Source organism: Shewanella acanthi, assembly GCF_019457475.1.
Classification (GTDB): domain Bacteria; phylum Pseudomonadota; class Gammaproteobacteria; order Enterobacterales; family Shewanellaceae; genus Shewanella; species Shewanella acanthi.
In genome coordinates, this window is the sequence record NZ_CP080413.1 from 1,777,670 (window position 1) to 1,796,019 (window position 18,350).

16 protein-coding genes are annotated in these 18,350 nt (G+C 50.6%); 3 read left to right on the forward strand and 13 right to left on the reverse strand.

Going from position 1 to position 18,350, the window contains the following annotated elements; genetic code table 11:
• Nucleotides 1–2 precede the first annotated feature (2 nt).
• Nucleotides 3–299, forward strand: a complete 297-nt coding sequence (ihfA, locus tag K0H61_RS07860) for an integration host factor subunit alpha (protein ID WP_220052130.1) — start codon at nucleotides 3–5, stop codon at nucleotides 297–299.
• Nucleotides 300–426: 127 nt separating this feature from the next.
• On the forward strand, nucleotides 427–1,368 hold the full coding sequence (lpxM, locus tag K0H61_RS07865) for a lauroyl-Kdo(2)-lipid IV(A) myristoyltransferase (protein ID WP_220052131.1): 942 nt from the start codon (nucleotides 427–429) through the stop codon (nucleotides 1,366–1,368).
• Between the two features lie 143 nt (nucleotides 1,369–1,511).
• On the opposite strand, the gene hypA is transcribed toward lpxM, so the two are convergent.
• The 7 genes from hypA to fdhD all read right to left on the reverse strand — a co-directional run bounded on the left by hypA (nucleotide 1,512) and on the right by fdhD (nucleotide 8,575).
• Nucleotides 1,512–1,862, reverse strand: a complete 351-nt coding sequence (gene hypA / locus K0H61_RS07870) for a hydrogenase maturation nickel metallochaperone HypA (RefSeq protein WP_220052132.1) — start codon at nucleotides 1,860–1,862, stop codon at nucleotides 1,512–1,514.
• A complete protein-coding gene (hypE, locus tag K0H61_RS07875) occupies nucleotides 1,862–2,878 on the reverse strand; it encodes a hydrogenase expression/formation protein HypE (RefSeq protein ID WP_220052133.1) in 1,017 nt (338 codons plus the stop codon). Before hypE ends, hypA begins: the two co-directional genes overlap by 1 nt.
• Before the next feature lie 3 nt (nucleotides 2,879–2,881).
• Nucleotides 2,882–4,021 (reverse strand): hydrogenase formation protein HypD, encoded by a 1,140-nt coding sequence (gene hypD, locus K0H61_RS07880; RefSeq protein ID WP_220052134.1) that lies wholly within the window; start codon nucleotides 4,019–4,021, stop codon nucleotides 2,882–2,884.
• A 37-nt stretch (nucleotides 4,022–4,058) separates the two neighbouring features.
• Nucleotides 4,059–4,304 (reverse strand): HypC/HybG/HupF family hydrogenase formation chaperone, encoded by a 246-nt coding sequence (locus tag K0H61_RS07885; protein WP_220052135.1) that lies wholly within the window; start codon nucleotides 4,302–4,304, stop codon nucleotides 4,059–4,061.
• A gap of 11 nt (nucleotides 4,305–4,315) precedes the next feature.
• On the reverse strand, nucleotides 4,316–5,125 hold the full coding sequence (gene hypB, locus K0H61_RS07890; RefSeq protein WP_220052136.1) for a hydrogenase nickel incorporation protein HypB: 810 nt from the start codon (nucleotides 5,123–5,125) through the stop codon (nucleotides 4,316–4,318).
• A gap of 317 nt (nucleotides 5,126–5,442) precedes the next feature.
• Nucleotides 5,443–7,770 (reverse strand): FdhF/YdeP family oxidoreductase, encoded by a 2,328-nt coding sequence (locus tag K0H61_RS07895; RefSeq protein ID WP_220052137.1) that lies wholly within the window; start codon nucleotides 7,768–7,770, stop codon nucleotides 5,443–5,445.
• On the reverse strand, nucleotides 7,754–8,575 hold the full coding sequence (fdhD, locus tag K0H61_RS07900) for a formate dehydrogenase accessory sulfurtransferase FdhD (protein WP_220052138.1): 822 nt from the start codon (nucleotides 8,573–8,575) through the stop codon (nucleotides 7,754–7,756). The genes K0H61_RS07895 and fdhD overlap by 17 nt, the downstream gene beginning before the upstream one ends.
• 135 nt (nucleotides 8,576–8,710) lie before the next feature.
• Between fdhD and K0H61_RS07905 the strand changes: the two genes are divergently transcribed.
• The gene (locus K0H61_RS07905) at nucleotides 8,711–9,676 is read left to right on the forward strand and encodes a LysR family transcriptional regulator (protein ID WP_220052139.1); all 966 of its coding nucleotides are present in this window, start codon (nucleotides 8,711–8,713) and stop codon (nucleotides 9,674–9,676) included.
• A 35-nt stretch (nucleotides 9,677–9,711) separates the two neighbouring features.
• Here the strand turns inward: K0H61_RS07905 and hypF are convergent, their stop codons facing one another.
• From hypF to hyaA, 6 genes are read right to left on the reverse strand one after another with little or no spacing between them, the layout of a single operon-like run.
• Nucleotides 9,712–12,225, reverse strand: coding sequence for a carbamoyltransferase HypF (gene hypF / locus K0H61_RS07910; RefSeq protein WP_220052140.1), 2,514 nt, complete (start codon nucleotides 12,223–12,225; stop codon nucleotides 9,712–9,714).
• Between the two features lie 47 nt (nucleotides 12,226–12,272).
• Nucleotides 12,273–14,195: a Kae1-like domain-containing protein gene (locus K0H61_RS07915; protein ID WP_220052141.1), complete on the reverse strand. Its 1,923-nt coding sequence runs from the start codon at nucleotides 14,193–14,195 to the stop codon at nucleotides 12,273–12,275.
• Nucleotides 14,176–14,739 (reverse strand): HyaD/HybD family hydrogenase maturation endopeptidase, encoded by a 564-nt coding sequence (locus K0H61_RS07920; protein ID WP_220052142.1) that lies wholly within the window; start codon nucleotides 14,737–14,739, stop codon nucleotides 14,176–14,178. Before K0H61_RS07920 ends, K0H61_RS07915 begins: the two co-directional genes overlap by 20 nt.
• A gap of 20 nt (nucleotides 14,740–14,759) precedes the next feature.
• Nucleotides 14,760–15,434 (reverse strand): Ni/Fe-hydrogenase, b-type cytochrome subunit, encoded by a 675-nt coding sequence (cybH, locus tag K0H61_RS07925; protein ID WP_220052143.1) that lies wholly within the window; start codon nucleotides 15,432–15,434, stop codon nucleotides 14,760–14,762.
• 27 nt (nucleotides 15,435–15,461) lie between these two features.
• Nucleotides 15,462–17,165, reverse strand: a complete 1,704-nt coding sequence (hyaB, locus tag K0H61_RS07930; protein ID WP_220052144.1) for a nickel-dependent hydrogenase large subunit — start codon at nucleotides 17,163–17,165, stop codon at nucleotides 15,462–15,464.
• A gap of 2 nt (nucleotides 17,166–17,167) precedes the next feature.
• A complete protein-coding gene (hyaA, locus tag K0H61_RS07935; RefSeq protein WP_220052145.1) occupies nucleotides 17,168–18,304 on the reverse strand; it encodes a nickel-dependent hydrogenase small subunit in 1,137 nt (378 codons plus the stop codon).
• Nucleotides 18,305–18,350: the final 46 nt, after the last annotated feature.

An 18,350-nucleotide genomic window follows, 5' to 3' on the forward strand; every position in this document is an offset into this window, starting at 1 on the left:
GTATGGCACTTACCAAAGCCGAAATGGCAGAACATCTTTTTGAAACACTTGGTATTAACAAGCGTGTGGCTAAAGAGATGGTAGAGGCGTTTTTCGAAGAAATTCGTGGCGCTCTCGAAAGTGGTGAGCAGGTCAAGTTATCTGGCTTTGGCAACTTTGACCTTAGGGATAAGAATCAAAGACCGGGAAGGAACCCAAAAACAGGCGAGGATATTCCTATTTCAGCTCGCCGTGTCGTGACTTTCCGTCCCGGCCAGAAATTGAAAACCCGTGTAGAAGCCGCTAACTCGGGCAAGTAATTTCGCATCCTTTAAGGGAAAGCCACTCCTAAGCGGGTGGCTTTCCTATTTTCGTTTTACAACCTATTGGTAGCACTCAAGATTGCCGATAGCGATTTTCATTTTTCCAACTGTCTGAGGTGATGCTTTGGCAAGACAGCCCAAATACTTCGACCGCAGTTTCAAACTCGCCCTGTTGCACCCTAAATTTTGGCTCACTTGGTTAGCCATTGGCCTATTGGTTGTTTTTGGGATTATGCCCGCTTGGCTGCGCGATCCTATCGCCCGTTTGCTGGCAAAATGCGTGGCACCAATTGCCAAAAAACCGATTCGCATCGCCCGCGCGAATTTAACGGCGTGTTTCCCTGAAAAATCCGCCGACGAAATTGATGCCCTAGTGCGTGATAACGTGCAGAACTTTGTGTTGGTGCTGCTCTCTCAGGGCGAGCTTCTGGTGCGCTCTAAGGAGAATTTGCGTCATCGTGTAACGCTTGAAGGGTTTGAGCATGTTAAGGCAGCGCAGGCGGCAGGGCAGCCGGTGGTGTTTATTATGCCCCACGTGTGGCCAATCGATTATGCGGGCCTGAGATTGAATCTCGAGTTGCCAATGGTAACGATGGCTAAAGCCCATAAGAATGATTTATTCAACTGGTTTAGCAACCGTGTGCGCAGCAGCGGTGGCGGCAACGTTTATATGCGTGAGGCGGGTATTCGTGCCCTGCTGGCCGAGCTTAAGCAAAACAACAGTTTCTTTTACCTGCCCGATGAAGACTTAGGCCCAGAACAAAGCGTATTCACGCCGTTTTTAGGCACAGTTAAAGCGACGCTGCCGGTAGTTGGCCGTTTAGCGCAGGCGGGTAATGCCCAGGTTCTGCCGGTTAAGATTGGCTATAACCAACAAAGCCGTCAGTTTGAATTAACCGTGATGCCGGCCATCAATCCAGAGGATATGGTCGGTAAGGAGAACGAAGCGCTGGCGCTCAATAAAGCGGTGGAGCAGGTGATCCTCGCGTACCCCGAGCAATATATGTGGTTTTTAAGATTGCTGAAAACCCGCCCCGAGGGTGAGCCATCCATCTATAAAAAATAGAGTTGGCTTTCTTTCTCTTTAAAAATCATAGGCGTTAAGCGACATACTATTAAACAATATGTTTAGTTAACTGTCCGGCTTAACGCCTTTTTTTTTACTTAAGCTTTATGTTTTTATTCAGCTTTTTTAGTAACAATTGGAAGCTAATTTTCCTGTTCAAGTTCGAGTTGCATCAGCAGCATCTCTTCGCCATCGATGACTTTTGTATGGTAACTCTGGCAGTGGGGGCAGATGACGGAGCGCTCATCGAGTATCGATTCCTGTCCGCAGTCACTGCAGGCAATAACAAGTGGCTGCAGGCGCATCTCGAGTATCGCATCAAAGCAGATGCTATCGAGCTTAAATGTCTCAAAGGCGGTTTGAAGTAGCGCTGGCTCGACGCCACTCATGATCCCCAATTTAATCTCCACTCGCGTGACTTTGTTGGCGTGATTCGCAAAGGCGTGCTGCTCACACTGCTCAATCAGGGCGCTGACAATCGAGTATTCGTGCATTAGCAGATCCTCGGCAGCAGTTCACCCTGTGGCAGGTCGAGGTAACGCTGGGTTTGCCAGGGCGTATTTAGCACCACTTTACCGATATGCGCTTCATTCACTGTGCCTATGATGGCGGCGCGCTCACAGTGTCCAAAGCGCTGCATGATTTCTAAAGCGCCTAATGCGATGGATTGTGGCACGGCGAGGATAAAGGTGCCCTCATTGGCTAAATCCATCGCTTCGAAGCCATAGAGCTCGCAGAGGCCTTTGACTTCATCGCTAACGGGAATAGCGACCTCATCGACACTGATCCCAACTTGAGACGCGGCTGCCCACTCATTGAGTACTGCAGATAATCCACCGCGGGTGGCGTCTCGCATCGCATGGATAGGAATGTTGGCGGCAATCAATTGCTCGACAACCGGCCAGAGGGTAGCGCAGTCACTTTGTAACTCAGATTCCAGCACCAGACCTTCGCGGGCCATTAATATCGCGGCGCCGTGGCAACCAATGTCACGGGACACGATAATCGCATCACCGGGCGCGACATTTGCCGCAGATATCTGCGGTTTCAGGATGCGGCCAATCCCCGAGGTATTGATAAAAATGCCATCGGCGCAGCCCCGTGGCACCACCTTAGTATCGCCGCAGACGATGCGTGCGCCGCTGTGTTTAAGCTCCTTGGCCATGCTGCGCACTATGGTGGTTAACTGATTGAGTGAAAAGCCTTCTTCGATAATAAAACTGCAGCTTAGGTACTGGGGCTCGGCGCCCATCATGGCGAGATCGTTAACCGTGCCCGCGACCGCTAATTTGCCGATATCGCCGCCCGCGAAAAACAGCGGTGCTATGGTAAAAGAATCTGTGGTAAAGGCATTGGCGCCCTGTAAGTCGAGTTTTGCCGCATCTTCTTCGGCGCGAAGAATTGGATTATCGAACTCGGCGAAAAACAACTCGCGAATGAGCTTATTCATTTCTTTACCGCCACCGCCGTGGCTCAGTTGGATGCTTTTATCCCTTGGTAAGTCAGACATTGATTAGCTCCTTGCGACAGTTTCTTTTTGGATACCCTGATAACGGTAATAGGCGTTGCAGGCACCCTCGGAGCTGACCATGCAGCTGCCAAGGGGCGTTTCGGGGGCGCAGCCTCGGCCAAATACTTTACAGTCCTTAGGTTTGGCAAGACCGCGTAAAATATCTCCGCATTGGCAGGCCTTATGATCATCGATTTGTTTGACGGGCAGACGATCGGCAAAAATCCGCTCGGCATCCCGATGGGCAAATTCGTCCTTAAGGGCTAAGGCGGAGTTGGATATTTCGCCAAGACCCCGCCAGCGAAATTGCATCCGAGTCTGGAAATACTGATTCACCAGCGCCTGAGCGGCGAGGTTTCCCGCCTCAGAGACGGCGCGGGTGTATTGAATTTCAAGCTCGGCCTTACCTTCGATTCTCTGGCGTACGAGGCGCAGAATTGACTCCATTACATCCACGGGCTCAAAGCCTGAGACCACCACAGGGGTGGCGTATTTCTCAACCGTGCTGCGATAGATTTTCGCGCCGCTTATGACGCTCACGTGGGCGGGGCCGATAAAGGCATTCACCCGAGTTTGACTGTCCTGCATGACCGCATCAATGGCGGGTGGGACTAGCACATGGTTGATGTGAAACAGAAGATTTTTAATCCCTTGCCGCTCGGCTTGCTGCAGCAGCACCGCCGTCATTGGGGTCGATGTTTCAAAGCCGATGGCAAAAAATACTATCGTTTTTTTTGGGTTATCTTTGGCAATTTTCAGGGTGTCGAGTGGGTCGTAAATCGGCCTTATATCGCAGCCCTTGGCCCTAAAACTTGCCAATGAGCCGTGGGAGCCTGGCACACGGATCATATCGCCAAGGGTAACCAAAATGACATTGTCAATGCTGGCAAGGGCTGCGGCCTGATCGATGCGCTCTTTTGGCATAATGCACACGGGGCAGCCTGGACCATGAATAAACTCGATATTGCTCGGCAAAAGTTCGAGTAAGCCGTACTTCATGATGGTGTGGGTGTGGCCGCCGCAGACTTCCATAACATTAAGAGGCGCTGGCAGTTTGTCGGCAAGGCGAGCAATGTCTCTGGCGAGGGAGAGAATGGTCGTTGGGTCGCGAAAGCCCTGATAGAGCTGTTTAAGTTCGAGCATGTTCAGTCCTTTCAAACTTGCCTTGAATTTTATTGATCTAATTAAGTGGATTGCCGCCCATCTTTTCGACGATTTCTCGGTAAAGCTCTAGACTATTTAGGGCATCGTCCCGATCAATTTTATTCATCACAAAGCCGATATGGATAAGCACATAGTCGCCAATCGCAAGCGGGTCGCTTATCAAGTGGCTGCTCACATCTCGGCGCACGCCTAAGGTATCGACGGTCACGGATTGCCTTTCGGCATCGACGGCAATTACCTCGGATGGAATCGATAGGCACATAATATTCCCTCCTAGGCTTTAATTAGTTGCGATTGAAGCCACTCGGCTACTGAATACATAGACTGGCCATCCTTGATGGAGACGGTAAAGATTTGCGTCTCAGGATTGAGCTTTTTAAGCTGCGCTTTGGCGGCATCGAGGTTGAAGTCGAAGTAGGGCAAAAGGTCGCACTTAGTGATAAGCACCACATCGGCGCGGCGAAACATTACTGGATATTTCTCAATCTTATCATCGCCTTCAGGCACCGACAGCAACACGATATTTTTGTGTGTTCCCACATCGTAGCTGGCGGGACACACCAGATTGCCGACGTTTTCGATAAAGCAGATATCGAGGCCGTCGAGTGGCAGATGGTGCAAGGCGCCGTGCACCATAAAGGCATCGAGATGGCAGGCACTACCAGTTTGAATTTGATAGGCGGCAATGCCCTTGGCGGTTAAGCGGTCGGCATCGCGGGAGGTCTCAAGATCCCCTTCAATCACCGCATATTTAAGCTTGGTATATTCCTGAAGGTGCTCAAGCAGTGTGGTTTTGCCGCTACCAGGGCTACTCATTAGGTTAAAAGCGGTTAGACCGTACTTTTCAAAGTGGGCACGGTTATGGGCGGCTTCGACATCGTTTTTATCGAGGATTTTATGGATAACCGACAGGGTCTTTTTATCATTCAGCTGAGGATTGGTTTGCAGCTCATTATGGTGATGTGCGTCACCATGCTCGTGGCCATGAGAATGCGTATGGCTATGCTCATGGGAATAAGCGTGGGAATGCTGCAGTGGATTTTCTGCAAATCGGGGAATGGAGCACCCGCAATCTTTACACATCTCAATCTCTCCTTGTCTTGATGTCGGTTATCGGCGTATGTCAGTTTTAAATCCACGCTTTTAATATTGTGCTATTAAATTCGTTAATTTGATTACGCTAATGTTAATTGTGCTGCAACTAAGTCAAGGATTCTTTGATTTTGGTCAGGTTTAGCTTGATAAATCCATTGGGATTTTTATGGGATGGAATGCATTAATCACAAGGATTAAAGGTGTGCTGAAAACAAAAAGGCCAATGTGGGAAACATTGGCCTTTCTAAATGGGATTGCGCTTTGTAAAGGCTTTTAAGTCAGTAAGAGTGACTTAAACGAGTGACTTATACGAGCGACACTGCAATCTTATTTTCAGTCGATGGGCTTAACACCACGGGCACCGATTTTGAGGTCGGCGTTGATGAACCCACACCGACACTGTCGATGGCGACCAACGGGTTGGTTTCAGGGTAATAGGCGGCGATATTGCCCTTAGGAATGTCGTAGAACACCACGCAAAAGCCAAAGACTTTACGTAGCTTGCCATCGTTGGTTAAGGATTGAATATCCACGAGTTGTGATTCGCTAAAACCCTGAGCCTTGGCATCTTCACTATTCATAAACAGCACATTACGTTTACCTTTAATACCGCGGTACCTGTCGTCCATGCCGTAAATGGTAGTGTTGTATTGATCGTGTGACCGCAGGCTCTGCAGCAGTAATACGGGGGCATCCTTGTGATTTAATGCATCACTCGAGCAATCGGCAAGAATCGATTCTGGTAGATCGCAGGCCCGAAATTCGGCCCTATGGCTTGGGGTGTGCCAGTTAAGCTCGGTGGCATTATTGGTTAAATGAAACCCCGCAGGTTCGGCAACCCGTTGGTTAAAGTCATCAAAGCCGGCAATGGTCTTTTCAATCAAATCACGAATAAGGGCGTAGTCATCGCGAAGGCCTAACCAATCGATATCAGCCTTTGGTGATTGCACACGGTTGGCCAGCGTGACATCGGCCATACGGGCTACGATGTCAATTTCCGATAAACACAACTCAGATACAGGATCATTCATGCCCGTTGAGGCATGTACCATGCTGAAGGTATCTTCCACGGTGATTTTTTGAATGCCTTGCTTTTGTCGATCTAATTCGGTGCGACCCAGGCAGGGCAGAATAAGCGCATCGCTCGCAACCTGTAGATGGCTGCGGTTAAGCTTGGTGCTTATTTGCACGTTTAGCTTGGCCTTTTTCATGGCTTGATAGGTAAATTCAGTATCCGGCGCCGCTGCAGCTAAGTTGCCGCCTAAGCAAATCAGTACCTTACTCTGTTCGCTATCTAAGGCTTTGAGCGCATCAACCACGTTATGGCCTGCATTGCGGGGCAGACTCACGCCAAGATGCTGCTCGAAGCGATCAATAAACTCCGCCTTGGGCTTCTCGTTAATACCCATAGTGCGGTTGCCCTGCACGTTGCTGTGGCCGCGAACTGGGCAAAGCCCTGCGCCTTCTTTACCAATTTGACCGCACATGAGATGCAGGTTGACGATTTCGCGAATGGTATCGACCGAATGTTTATGTTGGGTGATGCCCATCGCCCAGCAACTAATCACACGCTTACTTTGGCTGAACAGCATTGCCGCTTGCTCGATTTGCTCGCGATTGAGTCCTGATTGCGCCTCAATTTGCTCCCAGCTGGTTGCGCGCACACGTGCCTCGTAGTCATCAAAAAACGCCGTGTGACGGGCAATAAATTCCCGGTCGATAAAGCTTTTTTCAGTACCTTGTGCATCGTTTTCGAGGATACATTTCGCCATACCGCGTACTGCCGCCATATCACCGCCTAGGGTTGGGGTGAGGTAGAGGTGGCTAATGGTGGTCGCTGCTGGGGTGAGCAGCTCGGTTGGGCTTTGTGGGCTTGCAAAACGCTCGAGCGCCACTTCTTTTAAATTGTTAAAGGTAACAATTTTGCAGCCCTGCTTGGCGGCTTTACGCAGGGCATTCATCATCCGAGGATGGTTAGTTCCGGGGTTTTGGCCAAACACAAAAATGGCCTCGGCGGCATCGAAGTCCTTTAACACGACGGTGCCTTTACCGACACCCACGGATTGATTTAACGCAACACCACTGGCCTCGTGGCACATGTTCGAGCAGTCGGGGAAGTTATTGGTGCCATAGAGGCGACCGAATAGTTGGTACAGGTAGGAGGCCTCGTTACTGGCGCGTCCCGAGGTGTAAAACTCTACCTGATTGGCATCGGATAGATGATTTAGGTGCGCTGCAATTAAATCGAAAGCCGCTTCCCAACTAATGGGCTCGTAGTGATCCGTGGTGGCGTTATAGCGCATTGGCTCAGTTAAGCGGCCTTGGTATTCAAGCCAGTAGTCGGTTTGTTTTGCCAGTTGGCGCACTGAATGCTCGGCAAAGAAGTGTCTGTCGACTTTCTTACCCGTCGATTCCCACGCCACGGCCTTAGCGCCGTTTTCACAGAATTGGAAGGCGCCAGCCTTGTTATCGCCCCATGCACAACCTGGGCAATCGAAGCCATCGGTCTGATTAACCCGCAGCAGGTTTTTAATGTTTTGCTTAGCCTTTTGGCTGCGCATCACGTGTTTTAATGTGGACTGTAATGACGGAAATCCACCCGCTTTAGTGGGTTTTTCAATATGAACAGGCATAACGTTCTCCGCAATCCGCAACTCTTTCAGGGTTTGCATTGGTGTAATAGATAGGTGGATCAAATTTGGGGATATGGATCAAATTTAAGTGGTAACGCATGGCGAGTTTGACCGCGAGTTGGCTTGGCGAAGCCAGACTTATCAGATTGCTAGCGCCATAGCGCACCGCCTTTTGAATTAGTTCGCTGCTTAAGCGGCTAGTGATGATCAGAGCGTCACAGTGCGCAGCGTTTTCAGTAGGCGATTGGCGCAGCAGTGAGCCAATGAGTTTATCCAGCGCGTTATGGCGACCTATGTCTTCTCGGCAGCGAATGACGTTGCCATCGCTTGATAGCGCAAAGGCGGCATGAATGGCGCCACTATGCTTTGCCTTAACTTGCCAAGCATCGATTTGCGCTTTAAGCCCTTGAACATCGTGAAGATCAATTGGCAGTGTTGGCACAAGCTTAGGTAAATTCGGCAGGGCATGGCCCATAGCCTCAACGCCGCAAATGCCGCAGCCTGTGGCACCGACCAAACGGCGTTTACGTTGCTTTAGGGCAAATAGACAGCGGTTAGCCAAAGTGACATCGAGCAGATAGCCGTCCTCAATCTCAGTGAGGTGAATATCATGCACATCTCGATCGTTTTGGATAATGCCTTCACCAAAGAGGAAGCCGATGACAAAGTCCTCAAAATTATCTGGCGTGGTCATCATCACCGCGTAATTCACCCCATTGAGGTTAATTGAGGCGGCAACCTCCTCCACTAAATGGGAGTACGGATTGGGCTCAACGGACGTGAGAAAGCGCGGGTGAGTTTGCATCGTTATCGGCTCGAAAATCGAAGTTAGATCACATTTTAGGGAGGGGATGTGCGCTAGGCCAATCAAAGTATTTTATGAATTAATAGAAAACTTCTATTAAAATGCGGTAATCGATAGCTTTGCTTTAGGGCTTTTATGAATATACGTCACCTGCAGTATTTTCAGCAGCTTGCTAAGTTGCAGCATTTTGCCAAGGCGGCCAAGGCCTGCCATGTGACCCAGCCAACCCTTTCTGCGGGGATAAGTGCCCTGGAAAAATCCCTCGGATTAGAGCTCGTGGTGCGGCAGAGCCAATTTGTGGCATTGACCGATGCTGGGGATATCGTGCTGCAATACGCCGAAAAAATGCTACAGGAGCAGGCAGCGTTAAAGCAGGAGCTAAGTCTATTTAGCGGGCAGATGACGGGTAGCCTCGACATTGGCATAGTGCCGCAATCGAGTGTGGATATCATGCCGCTGATCAAACGCTTTAATCAGGCCTTTCCCCACATCAATATTAACCTTTCGGTGATGACCAACAGCCAATTGATTGAGTCATTAACCCTGCATAAAACCGATATCGGTTTAGGTTTTGATGAACATTTAACGGAGGTGAATCGCCGCAGTTTTGTGCTTTACCCCCAGCGCAGTCTTGCCCACAGCAATTGTCCTGCTCACAGCACTAATCATGCTCAAAGCACTAACCCTGCTTACAGCATTAGCCAAATGGCGCTGCTCTGTGCCTACATTGATGACCATATAGATGATAAGGCGAGTCAAAAAAGTGTTTCACTTGCTTCCTTGAGTAACACGCCCTTAGTGCTGCTGAGTAAGGGTATGCAGTTTCGGCAATACATTGACCAAGCGATGGCAGAGGTGGGCGGGGAGTTTAAGGTGGTGCTCGAAACCGACTCACTGTTTCATTTAATCAGCGCGGTAAAGCATGGGATCGGCAGCGCGATTGTGAGCCTAGGCATTGCCGAATCCGTCTCGCAATTATTTGGCATTAATTATCAAGCCCTTGAAGGGATAAAATCGGGTAGTACCGTGTTTATCACCCGAAAGCACAGCCTGACGCCGGCGATGAAAGCCTTTACAAGGTTGCTTGAGGGCGATGAATAATGCCAATGGTGGGATTGCTTAAACCAGCGCTCACTTCACTCACTCAAATCAGTATGGTGAATCGCATACCACAATTGTCCTAGGGCAATGCCGCCATCATTGATGGGGATTTGTTTGCTTTCAAGCACCCTGTGGCCGAGTTTATTAAGTTTGCCAAGGCAGTATTCCAGCAGGTAGCGGTTTTGAAATACCCCGCCAGTAAGGACAATGGGGATGTGATTGAGTGACGATACCTGACAATTAGCCATTGCGCATACCGCATCGCCAAGGGCGTGAATAAAGGCTCTAGCGATACGACTTCGTAAATCTTCCCATGCTTGCTGCGCCATTTCGCTTTGCTGCGTCATTTCTCTTTGCAGAGCGACGAGTGATATAACTTGTTTAAAGAGGGCTGAGCTTTGCCAAACTTGGCTGCGTGCTTTGTTGCCCAGTTCATTTAGCGTGGGCGCTTTTAGTGGGAAATCGAGTGTTAATGGTTTAAGTCCAAGTCTATCGGCGCGCCTTGCCGCAGCCTCAATCATCATGCCAGCTTGCCCCTCAAATTGAGTAGTGTCGATAAATCCGAGGGCGCAGGCGAGGGCATCGAAGAGCCGTCCTACCGAAGAGGTTTTAATGGCGCTGCCCGATTGCCATATGCGGTGAAGGTTGGTCAGCATTATTGGGCTTAATGCCTGAATCGCGCGGATATTAAGGTTTTGTATGTCCTCAAGATCGATTTCATCAAGCTCCATTTTCTCAAACAGCAGTGCTAACAATAGGCGTACGGGCTGCTTAATCGCCTGCTCACCGCCGAGTAGCGCGATAGATTCAAAATGGCCGATGCGCTCGCACTTATCTAAATCGCAGCACAGCACTTCTCCGCCCCAGAGAGTGCCGTCTTCACCCAGTCCCGTACCATCGAAACTAAATCCTAATACGGGTCCTGTGTATCGGTTTGCCGCCATTACACTGAGTACATGGGCATAGTGGTGCTGCACTTCGATACGCCTAAGCGGTTTATATGGCAGAGCTTTTTCTGCTTGAGCCTGCGCCCAGCGGCTTGGGGCATAGTCTGGGTGCTTGTCCTTTGCGATGATACTGGGCGAAAAACCATAGAGACTGATAAAGGTGTTTAAGGTTCGCTCGAAATAGCCTTCGGCGCTGACACTGAAAAGATCGCCAATGTGCGGACTTAAAAATAGGTTGCAGCCAAAACCTAGGGCAAGGGCATTTTTTTGCTGCGCGCCAACCGCCAGCACAGAATTTTGAATAGGTTTATCGAGTGGCAGACTCAAGGGAGCGTAACCCCGCGCGAGTCGAAGTACCTGCATCGCTGGCGCCATATCGGTATTGGGCTCAATCAGCTGCACCACACTGTCATCGCAGCCATTAATGATCGGTCGGTTATGATCGACGATGGCATCGACCACATGTTTAAGTTTATCAATCAGTTCATCGCAGTTGGTGATTATGGGCTCGCCGGAAATATTGGCGCTGGTGGCAACTAGAGGCCCATTAAAGCACTTAAGCAATAAATGGTGCAGCGGCGTATAGGGCAGAAAAATCCCGAGCCTATCAAGACCGGGTGCGATATCTGCTGCTAGCGCAGACGATGTTGGATTGAGGATTTCCTTTGCCGCCATCAGCACTATGGGGCGCTCCTGGGATGACAAGAGTTGCCACTCGGCTTTGCTGCCATCAACGTAGTCTTTTGCCGTTTCAAGGCTTGGCATCATCACAGCCAGCGGCTTGGCTTGGCGGCGTTTGCGATGCCGCAGCAGTTTGACCGCATCATTATTGCTGGCATCACAGACCAAGTGAAAGCCGCCGAGCCCCTTAATCGCTAAAATTTGCCCTTGGGCTAATCGTTTGGCGGCCACATCGATAATGCCAAGGCCATTATCATTTTCCCCTTGCATTGTGATGACATTACCATCAGGCCTTGTAAGGCTAAGTCTTGGCCCACAATGTGGACAACTCACGGGCTGGGCGTGGTAGCGCCTGTCTAAGGGATCCTGATAGGCCTTAGCGCAATCGGGGCACATGGCAAAACCTGCCATCGCCGTATAGTGGCGATCATAGGGCAGGGCCTTGATGATAGTGTATCTGGGGCCGCAGTTGGTGCAGTTGGTAAAGGCATAGCCAAAGTGGCGATTGTTGGGATCGGCCATTTCAGCCAAACAATCCTTGCAGGTACTTTTATCGGCGGACACCGCCACGACGGCCTGTTTGCCCGACTGTTTGCCAGAGACATGCTCGGTTTCAAGAATCTTAAATTGAGTATCGTCACTCTGGAGTGAGATAGTTGTTTCCGTGATCTTATCGATGCGCGCAAGCGGCGGCGGATTGGTTTTAAGGCAATGGATAAAACGGTTAATGTCCTCCGGCGCGCCCTGAAGCTCGATGGTCACACCATCGGCATCGTTTAACACGCTGCCGCTAAGGTGACATCCTATAGCTTCGCGGTAGACAAAGGGGCGAAAGCCCACCCCCTGCACTATCCCTGTGACAACGATTTTGCGGCGTATGGGTTGGTTAATCGCGATGTGATTGCTGGCCGAGTTTGACATTGATTTCCCTATGAATGTGCCAAGCGTTTTCTCTGTTGCGCTACCCCTTAGGCTAGCGCATTTAAGCTGCGATTCTTAACATAGAGCGCGCCGACGGCAAGGTTATCCCCTTCAAGACTAAGACAGCGATTAATCAGTAGCGGGAAGTTTTTCCCAAGCCTTAAGCCAATGCGTTTACACAGCACTTCATTTTCAAATTCACTGCCTGCCAGCGCTATTTGCTGTACACCCAAATTCAAATCCAGATGCTCCATCCAGTTAGCCAAGTAGTCGGCGAGGGAGTCGTGCATCGCAAAGGCGAGCTGCGTAGGGTCGCTGTGGCCTGCCACGCGAAAGCTCAGCACTGTGCCTAGGGTTTTGCACCAGTTAAGACTGCGATGGGCTTCGCCCTTAGTGAGTGGATAATCGATACGCGGCGCGTTACTGCCGTGGTAGCGCATGGCCGCAGCGTTGAGCGCATCGCTTAAGGTGTTTGGCGCAAGCTTAGCATCCTTAGGATTAAGGCCAATCAAAATGGCGGCGATGGCCCATAGGCTTTGGAGGTTGTCCCGTCTGCCATTGAGTTTGAGGCTTAAAAGCGCAAGGTAATCATCGGGGAACAGGCTCTTAAATTTCTGGGCGATGGCTTTTTGCGGCCCGGTTTCGAGCTGGTGGAAAATTTCATAGCCATTGTCAGGGAGTTCAGGCAAGGCAAAAAACAGCTCGGTTTCGCCCTTGCCATCTAAGCTCACAATTTGGCTCGGGAATGTACGGCTTAAATAAATGATTACGGCGTGTTTTGCCCCCTGCTGACGACTCATTTGGCCATCGAGCAGCGCGGCATAAAGCGCGGCATCGGCGAGGGTGTGATCTTCTTTACTGTGATAACGATTGAGTACTTCATCCAAGGATGTTGCATGGGAGGATGTTGTTACGCTTAATAGCCCAAGGTGTGCGGATTTTTTATGGGCCTGCCAGCGAGCCTGATAACCTAAGAGACTTAAGCCATCTCTCAGCGGTTCAGGGGCGTTAAAGGATGCAAGGGGCTGCGCTTGTTTGCCTTTGCCCTCGTCATTGCTTTGAATACAGAATTGGCTTTGCAAGGCTGCGTTTATTTGCGCAAAGGCGCCATCAATCCAGGTGACTTGGGGGCGAAGGGCGTCGGAAGATGACTTGGTTGCTGTCAGATACAGCCAATCTATGCCTTTTTGGCGCAGAAGTTCTGCAAGGACTAAGACCATACGGTTATGGGCAAAACCGATATCGTAAAGTGGCAGAGTTAGTCTATCGTGATCCTGAATTGGCCTTACGCAAATCAGCGGTTTTTCGATGCTCGATAGCGCAAGCACCTGCTCGTCGTTTACACAAAAATGGGCATTGAGGGTATTGGGATTACAGATAAGTAATCTTGGTCTTGCAGCACTTTGTGCCTCGTTTTGAGATCTGATTGGCGTGAGGCTCACCTTTAAGCCTTCGGTAAGACTGAGATCTAATTCCCCTTGGCTGATTAAGCGCGCGGCCATGGCTTGAATATCTGAAAGGGTTAAGGCCTTTTGTTCGGGGCCAAGTTGTCGCTCACCGTGACAACAGGGGCATTCAAGACTTAACACGCCAAATCGGGGGGATTGATTATCGCCCAATTGTGGATAGCACTGCGGACAAAATGGGATGCTGCTAAGTCCTTGGTTGTAGCCGGTATCGAGCAGGGTTTGCTGCCCTGTGGATGTTTCAATTACGCGAATTCTTGAATCAGTCAACCACAGCGAAATCGGGAAATCGGCGGCGATGGCATCGGCAAGTTGTTCAAGCTCATTTTGCTCCCCCAAAGCCTCAATAAAATAGGTAAAGGGGCCAAAGGCTTGCTGCTCTAGACCAATACAAAGATTGAGATGTGGGTAATTCTGCGCTGCCTTATTAAGGAATTCGTTACATAAATGGGCATAAAAGGGCACCTGTCGTGAACAGGTAAAATCAAATCTGATGTTTTTCATCTCGATAGACACCACGTTTATAGGAGTCAGGGATCAGCGTGTCGATACTGCGCTCGGCTATGCGCTTAATGCTAAATCCAAGGGAAGTTAAGTGGTTAAGCAGGGCCGATTCCATTAAAGGCACGGCGGCAGCGACCTTAGGCGTGAGCCCAAGCACCATAGATTCGAGCACCGTAGGGGTGACCCCAAGCACAAAGGTTTTCGGTCTGTCACCGACCATCTCCATCATATTGAGGGTTTGCAGCATTTCCACTTCGTGGGCACTGCCTTGCCAGTCTATTTCGCGGGGCGCCCTGTCGAAATCGAAGAAGTACACTGCGCCCGCATCGACACCATTTGCATTGACCGTGTCGACTACAATCAGGTAATCGTATTGGCAGATAATGGGGATAAGCCCCTGCGCGAGGGTACCACCGTCGAGTAACTCGAGCTGATGGTCCTCGTGGCTGAATTGATAATTATCGGCGATGTAATTCACAAAATGTACGCCGATGCCTTCGTCGGCGTACAGTACATTACCAATACCAAGTAGCAATATCTTCATTGGCTTCCTACTGGTGTGCTCTAGTGGTGCGAGTCCGGCTTGAGGTAGTCATAACCAGAGACAATGGAGTCGACCGAGTTATGTTTGAAGCGTATCCCCGACCATACGGCCATATACACATGGATAACCACAAAGATAACGAATGCCCAGGTCAGGTAGTGGTGCCAAAGCCTTACCTGTGCCAAACCACCCAATTGCGTTGTCACCCAAGCGGCGCTGTCCCAAAGCATGCCACCCAAACCCTCATGGTAGACATTGGCGTACAGCACCAGTCCCGTTATACATATCACAGCTGCGACTAGGGAGATTGCTACATAAGTCACATATTGCAGTGGTCCGTAAACGCCAGCCTTATGCAGATGCCCCATCCAAATGTAGGATTTGAGTTGGATAATCCAGCTATTAAGGCTTTTTACATCGCGAAATGAGCGGCGCTCAATATCGCTGCGGCTAAAGAAGTACAGGTAAAAACGAGCGAGGGTCACTGCGGTTAAGATAAAACCGCAGATCACATGGCCGAACCGCACCCAGCCCTGCACTAGAATATCGCTACTTTGGGGGGCGACGAGAAATGGCCAAGCGATATAAAACCCCGTCACCACCAACACCAATATCGACAATGCCCTGAGCCAGTGAAATATCCGTATCGCGGGACTGAATATTTTCGTCCTAATGTGGGTTGCATTATGTTTCATGTTGCTGACCCTCCTTAAGTTAATTGGCTACTGACCATTTGGGCTGACGCGAAACTCACTCAGTTCTTGCCCTTTGAAATCCATGACATGGACAGAGCAGGCCATGCAAGGGTCGAATGAGTGAATGATCCGAATGACTTCCAGCGGCTTAGTGGGATCTTCAAGCTTTAAGCCAATCAGTGACGCCTCATAGGGGCCAATCTTGCCATTGGCATCCTTAGGTCCTGCGTTCCAAGTGGTGGGCACCACGGCTTGATAGTTCTCAATCACGCCATTTTTGATGCGTACCCAGTGACTTAACATGCCCCGAGGCGCTTCAATCATCGCATGACCCACATACTCTTTACTTGGGTCGATATGTGGCTGCACGTATGTCGACTCATCGGTGACGATATTGGTCAGCAGACTGTCGAAGGTTCGTAGGCCTTCCTTCGCAACAATTACGGTTTGCAGCATTCGCGCCGCGGTGCGACCTAAGGTCGTGAACAGCGCTTCAACGGGTAATCCGGTGCGTGCGAGTAGGCCGTTGACCGCATCGACTACCACCTGATTGCCCCTTGCGTAGTTCACCAGCAAACAGGACAGTGGCCCCACTTCGACGGGTTCACCCTTATAGCGGGGGGATTTTACCCAAGAGTATTTGCCATCACCGTCCAAGGTGGGCAGCTTGCCGTAAACGGTGTCGCGTTCCACAAAGCCGGTGTAATTGGGTATTGTCGTGCCCTCATAGGGATGCTGGGGGGTATCGGCGTTATACCAAGCGTGGGTCACGTCTTCGGCAATTAGCTCAGGATTGATATCACTGACGCTCGCCAGATCGCCGTTCATGATAACGCCTTGGCTAAAGAGGTCTTCACCATTGGCGAGGGCAAAGTCATTGGTTGCGAGGAAGTTTTTAACATTCACGCCGCCAAGGACACTGTTCTCTGTACCAAAGGCTTCGGCGGCCATCACGATATCGGCCTGATAGGCGCGTTCGATAAAGTCGGTGACTGTCGCGTGTTTTTGTTTCCATTCCTGCAGACGCGCAGGGCTTAACATATCCCGTACTGAAGTGACGCCGCCCACCACTAAGGATTGTGGATGAGGTTGTTTTCCACCGAATATTGCTAGCATCTCAGCCGCAACCCTTTGCACCTCAAGTGCTTTAAGGTAGTGGGAAAGGGCAATCAGGTTTTGCTCAGGGCTGAACTTATAGGTGCCGTTGCCCCAGTAAGCATTAGCAAAGGGCCCAAGTTTGCCGGTTTCGACAAATTCTTTAACTCGTTCTTGCACTGCGCGCAAATCCCCTTCACCAGCGGCAATCGGGTTATCGGTATATTTAAGGGCAACCTCTGCGGCCTTGGCGGGATCGGCACTTAATGCCGAGACCACATCCACCCAATCTAAGCCATGCAGATGGTAGAAATGCACTATATGGTCGTGCATATAGAGCGAGGTTTGCATTAAGGAACGTAACAATTTCGCATTGAGTGGAATCGCTAGCCCGAGGGCATTTTCCACTGCTTCGGTGCCGCAGCGGTAATGGGAATAGGTACAGACACCGCAAATACGCTGCACAATCAGGCCCACATCCATTGGGGTGCGTCCCTTGAGGATGACCTCAATTCCGCGCCACAACGTGGAGGATGACCAGGCATTGGTGATGACATTATTGTCATCGACTTCGACTTCGATACGAAGGTGACCCTCAATCCGGGTGATAGGGTCAATCACAACACGCTTGCTCATGGCTATTCCTCCAGCGGCTTAGCAAAAATACTGGCAACGGCATGGGCGCCGATGCCCACCACTGTCGCACCTAAGATCACAGCACCGACGGTGTCGGCGGTGGAGTCCAATCCATGGAGCAGTTGCCGACCCAGAGGCGCCTCAAAGTCCGCCATGTTGTCCCAGAAATTCGGTTCAGAGCAGCCCATACAGCCGTGGCCTGCTAATACCGGCCAGCTAGTATGGTGATTGAAGCGTTCGGTCGGGCAATTGTTATAGGTGTAGGGGCCTTTACAACCGACTTTATAGAGGCAGTAGCCATCTTTTGCGCCCTGATCGCCGAAGGTTTCGACAAATTCCCCTGAGTCAAAGCGGCCGCGGCGTTCACAGTTATCGTGTACCCGTGCGCCGTAGGCCCATTTAGGACGGTTATACATATCCAGTGCAGGCAATTTGCCAAACATAATGAAGTACATCAGGGTGCCGACAATGTTTTTCTCACTCGGTGGACAGCCACCTAAGTTAATCACCGGCTTATCGACCACTTCGTGTACGCCCTTAGCCCCAGTGGGGTTAGGGTACGCGGCTTGCACCCCGCCAAAGGAAGCGCAGGTACCGACGGAAATGATGGCGGCGGCGCCCGCGGCGGCTTCCTTGACGGTGGCAAGGCCAGTGCGGCCTTTACAGCCGACGGTTAAAAAGCTGCCGTTATTGGCGGTAGGAATCGCACCTTCTACCGCGAGTAGATAACGACCTTTATAGGTTTCAAGCGCATGTTCTAGGTTTTCTTCTGCTTGCCAGCCTGCAGCCGCCATGAGCGTCTCGTGGTATTCCAAGGATACATGGTCAAAGATCAGCGAATCGAGATTTGGGGTATCGGCGCGAACCAGGGATTCAGAGCAGCCGGTACATTCGGCCATATGTAACCAGATCAGTGGCACGCGATCGGCGACTTCAGCCGCCTCTGCCACCAGTTGGCTAAAGGGAAGCGGCAGGGCGAGGGTGGCTGACACCATGGCGCTCCATTTCATAAAATCGCGGCGAGTGATGCCGTGTTGTAACAGTTTATCGACGAGGGGGACCTGTTGACGGGGAGCGAGTTGGCGTAGGGCTGCTAGGCGCGCCTTTCCCTGTTCATAGAGGGCTGAATGAGTGTCCATAGCTCAACCTTTTATTGTTGTTTAAATGTAAATTTATTAGGGTTTA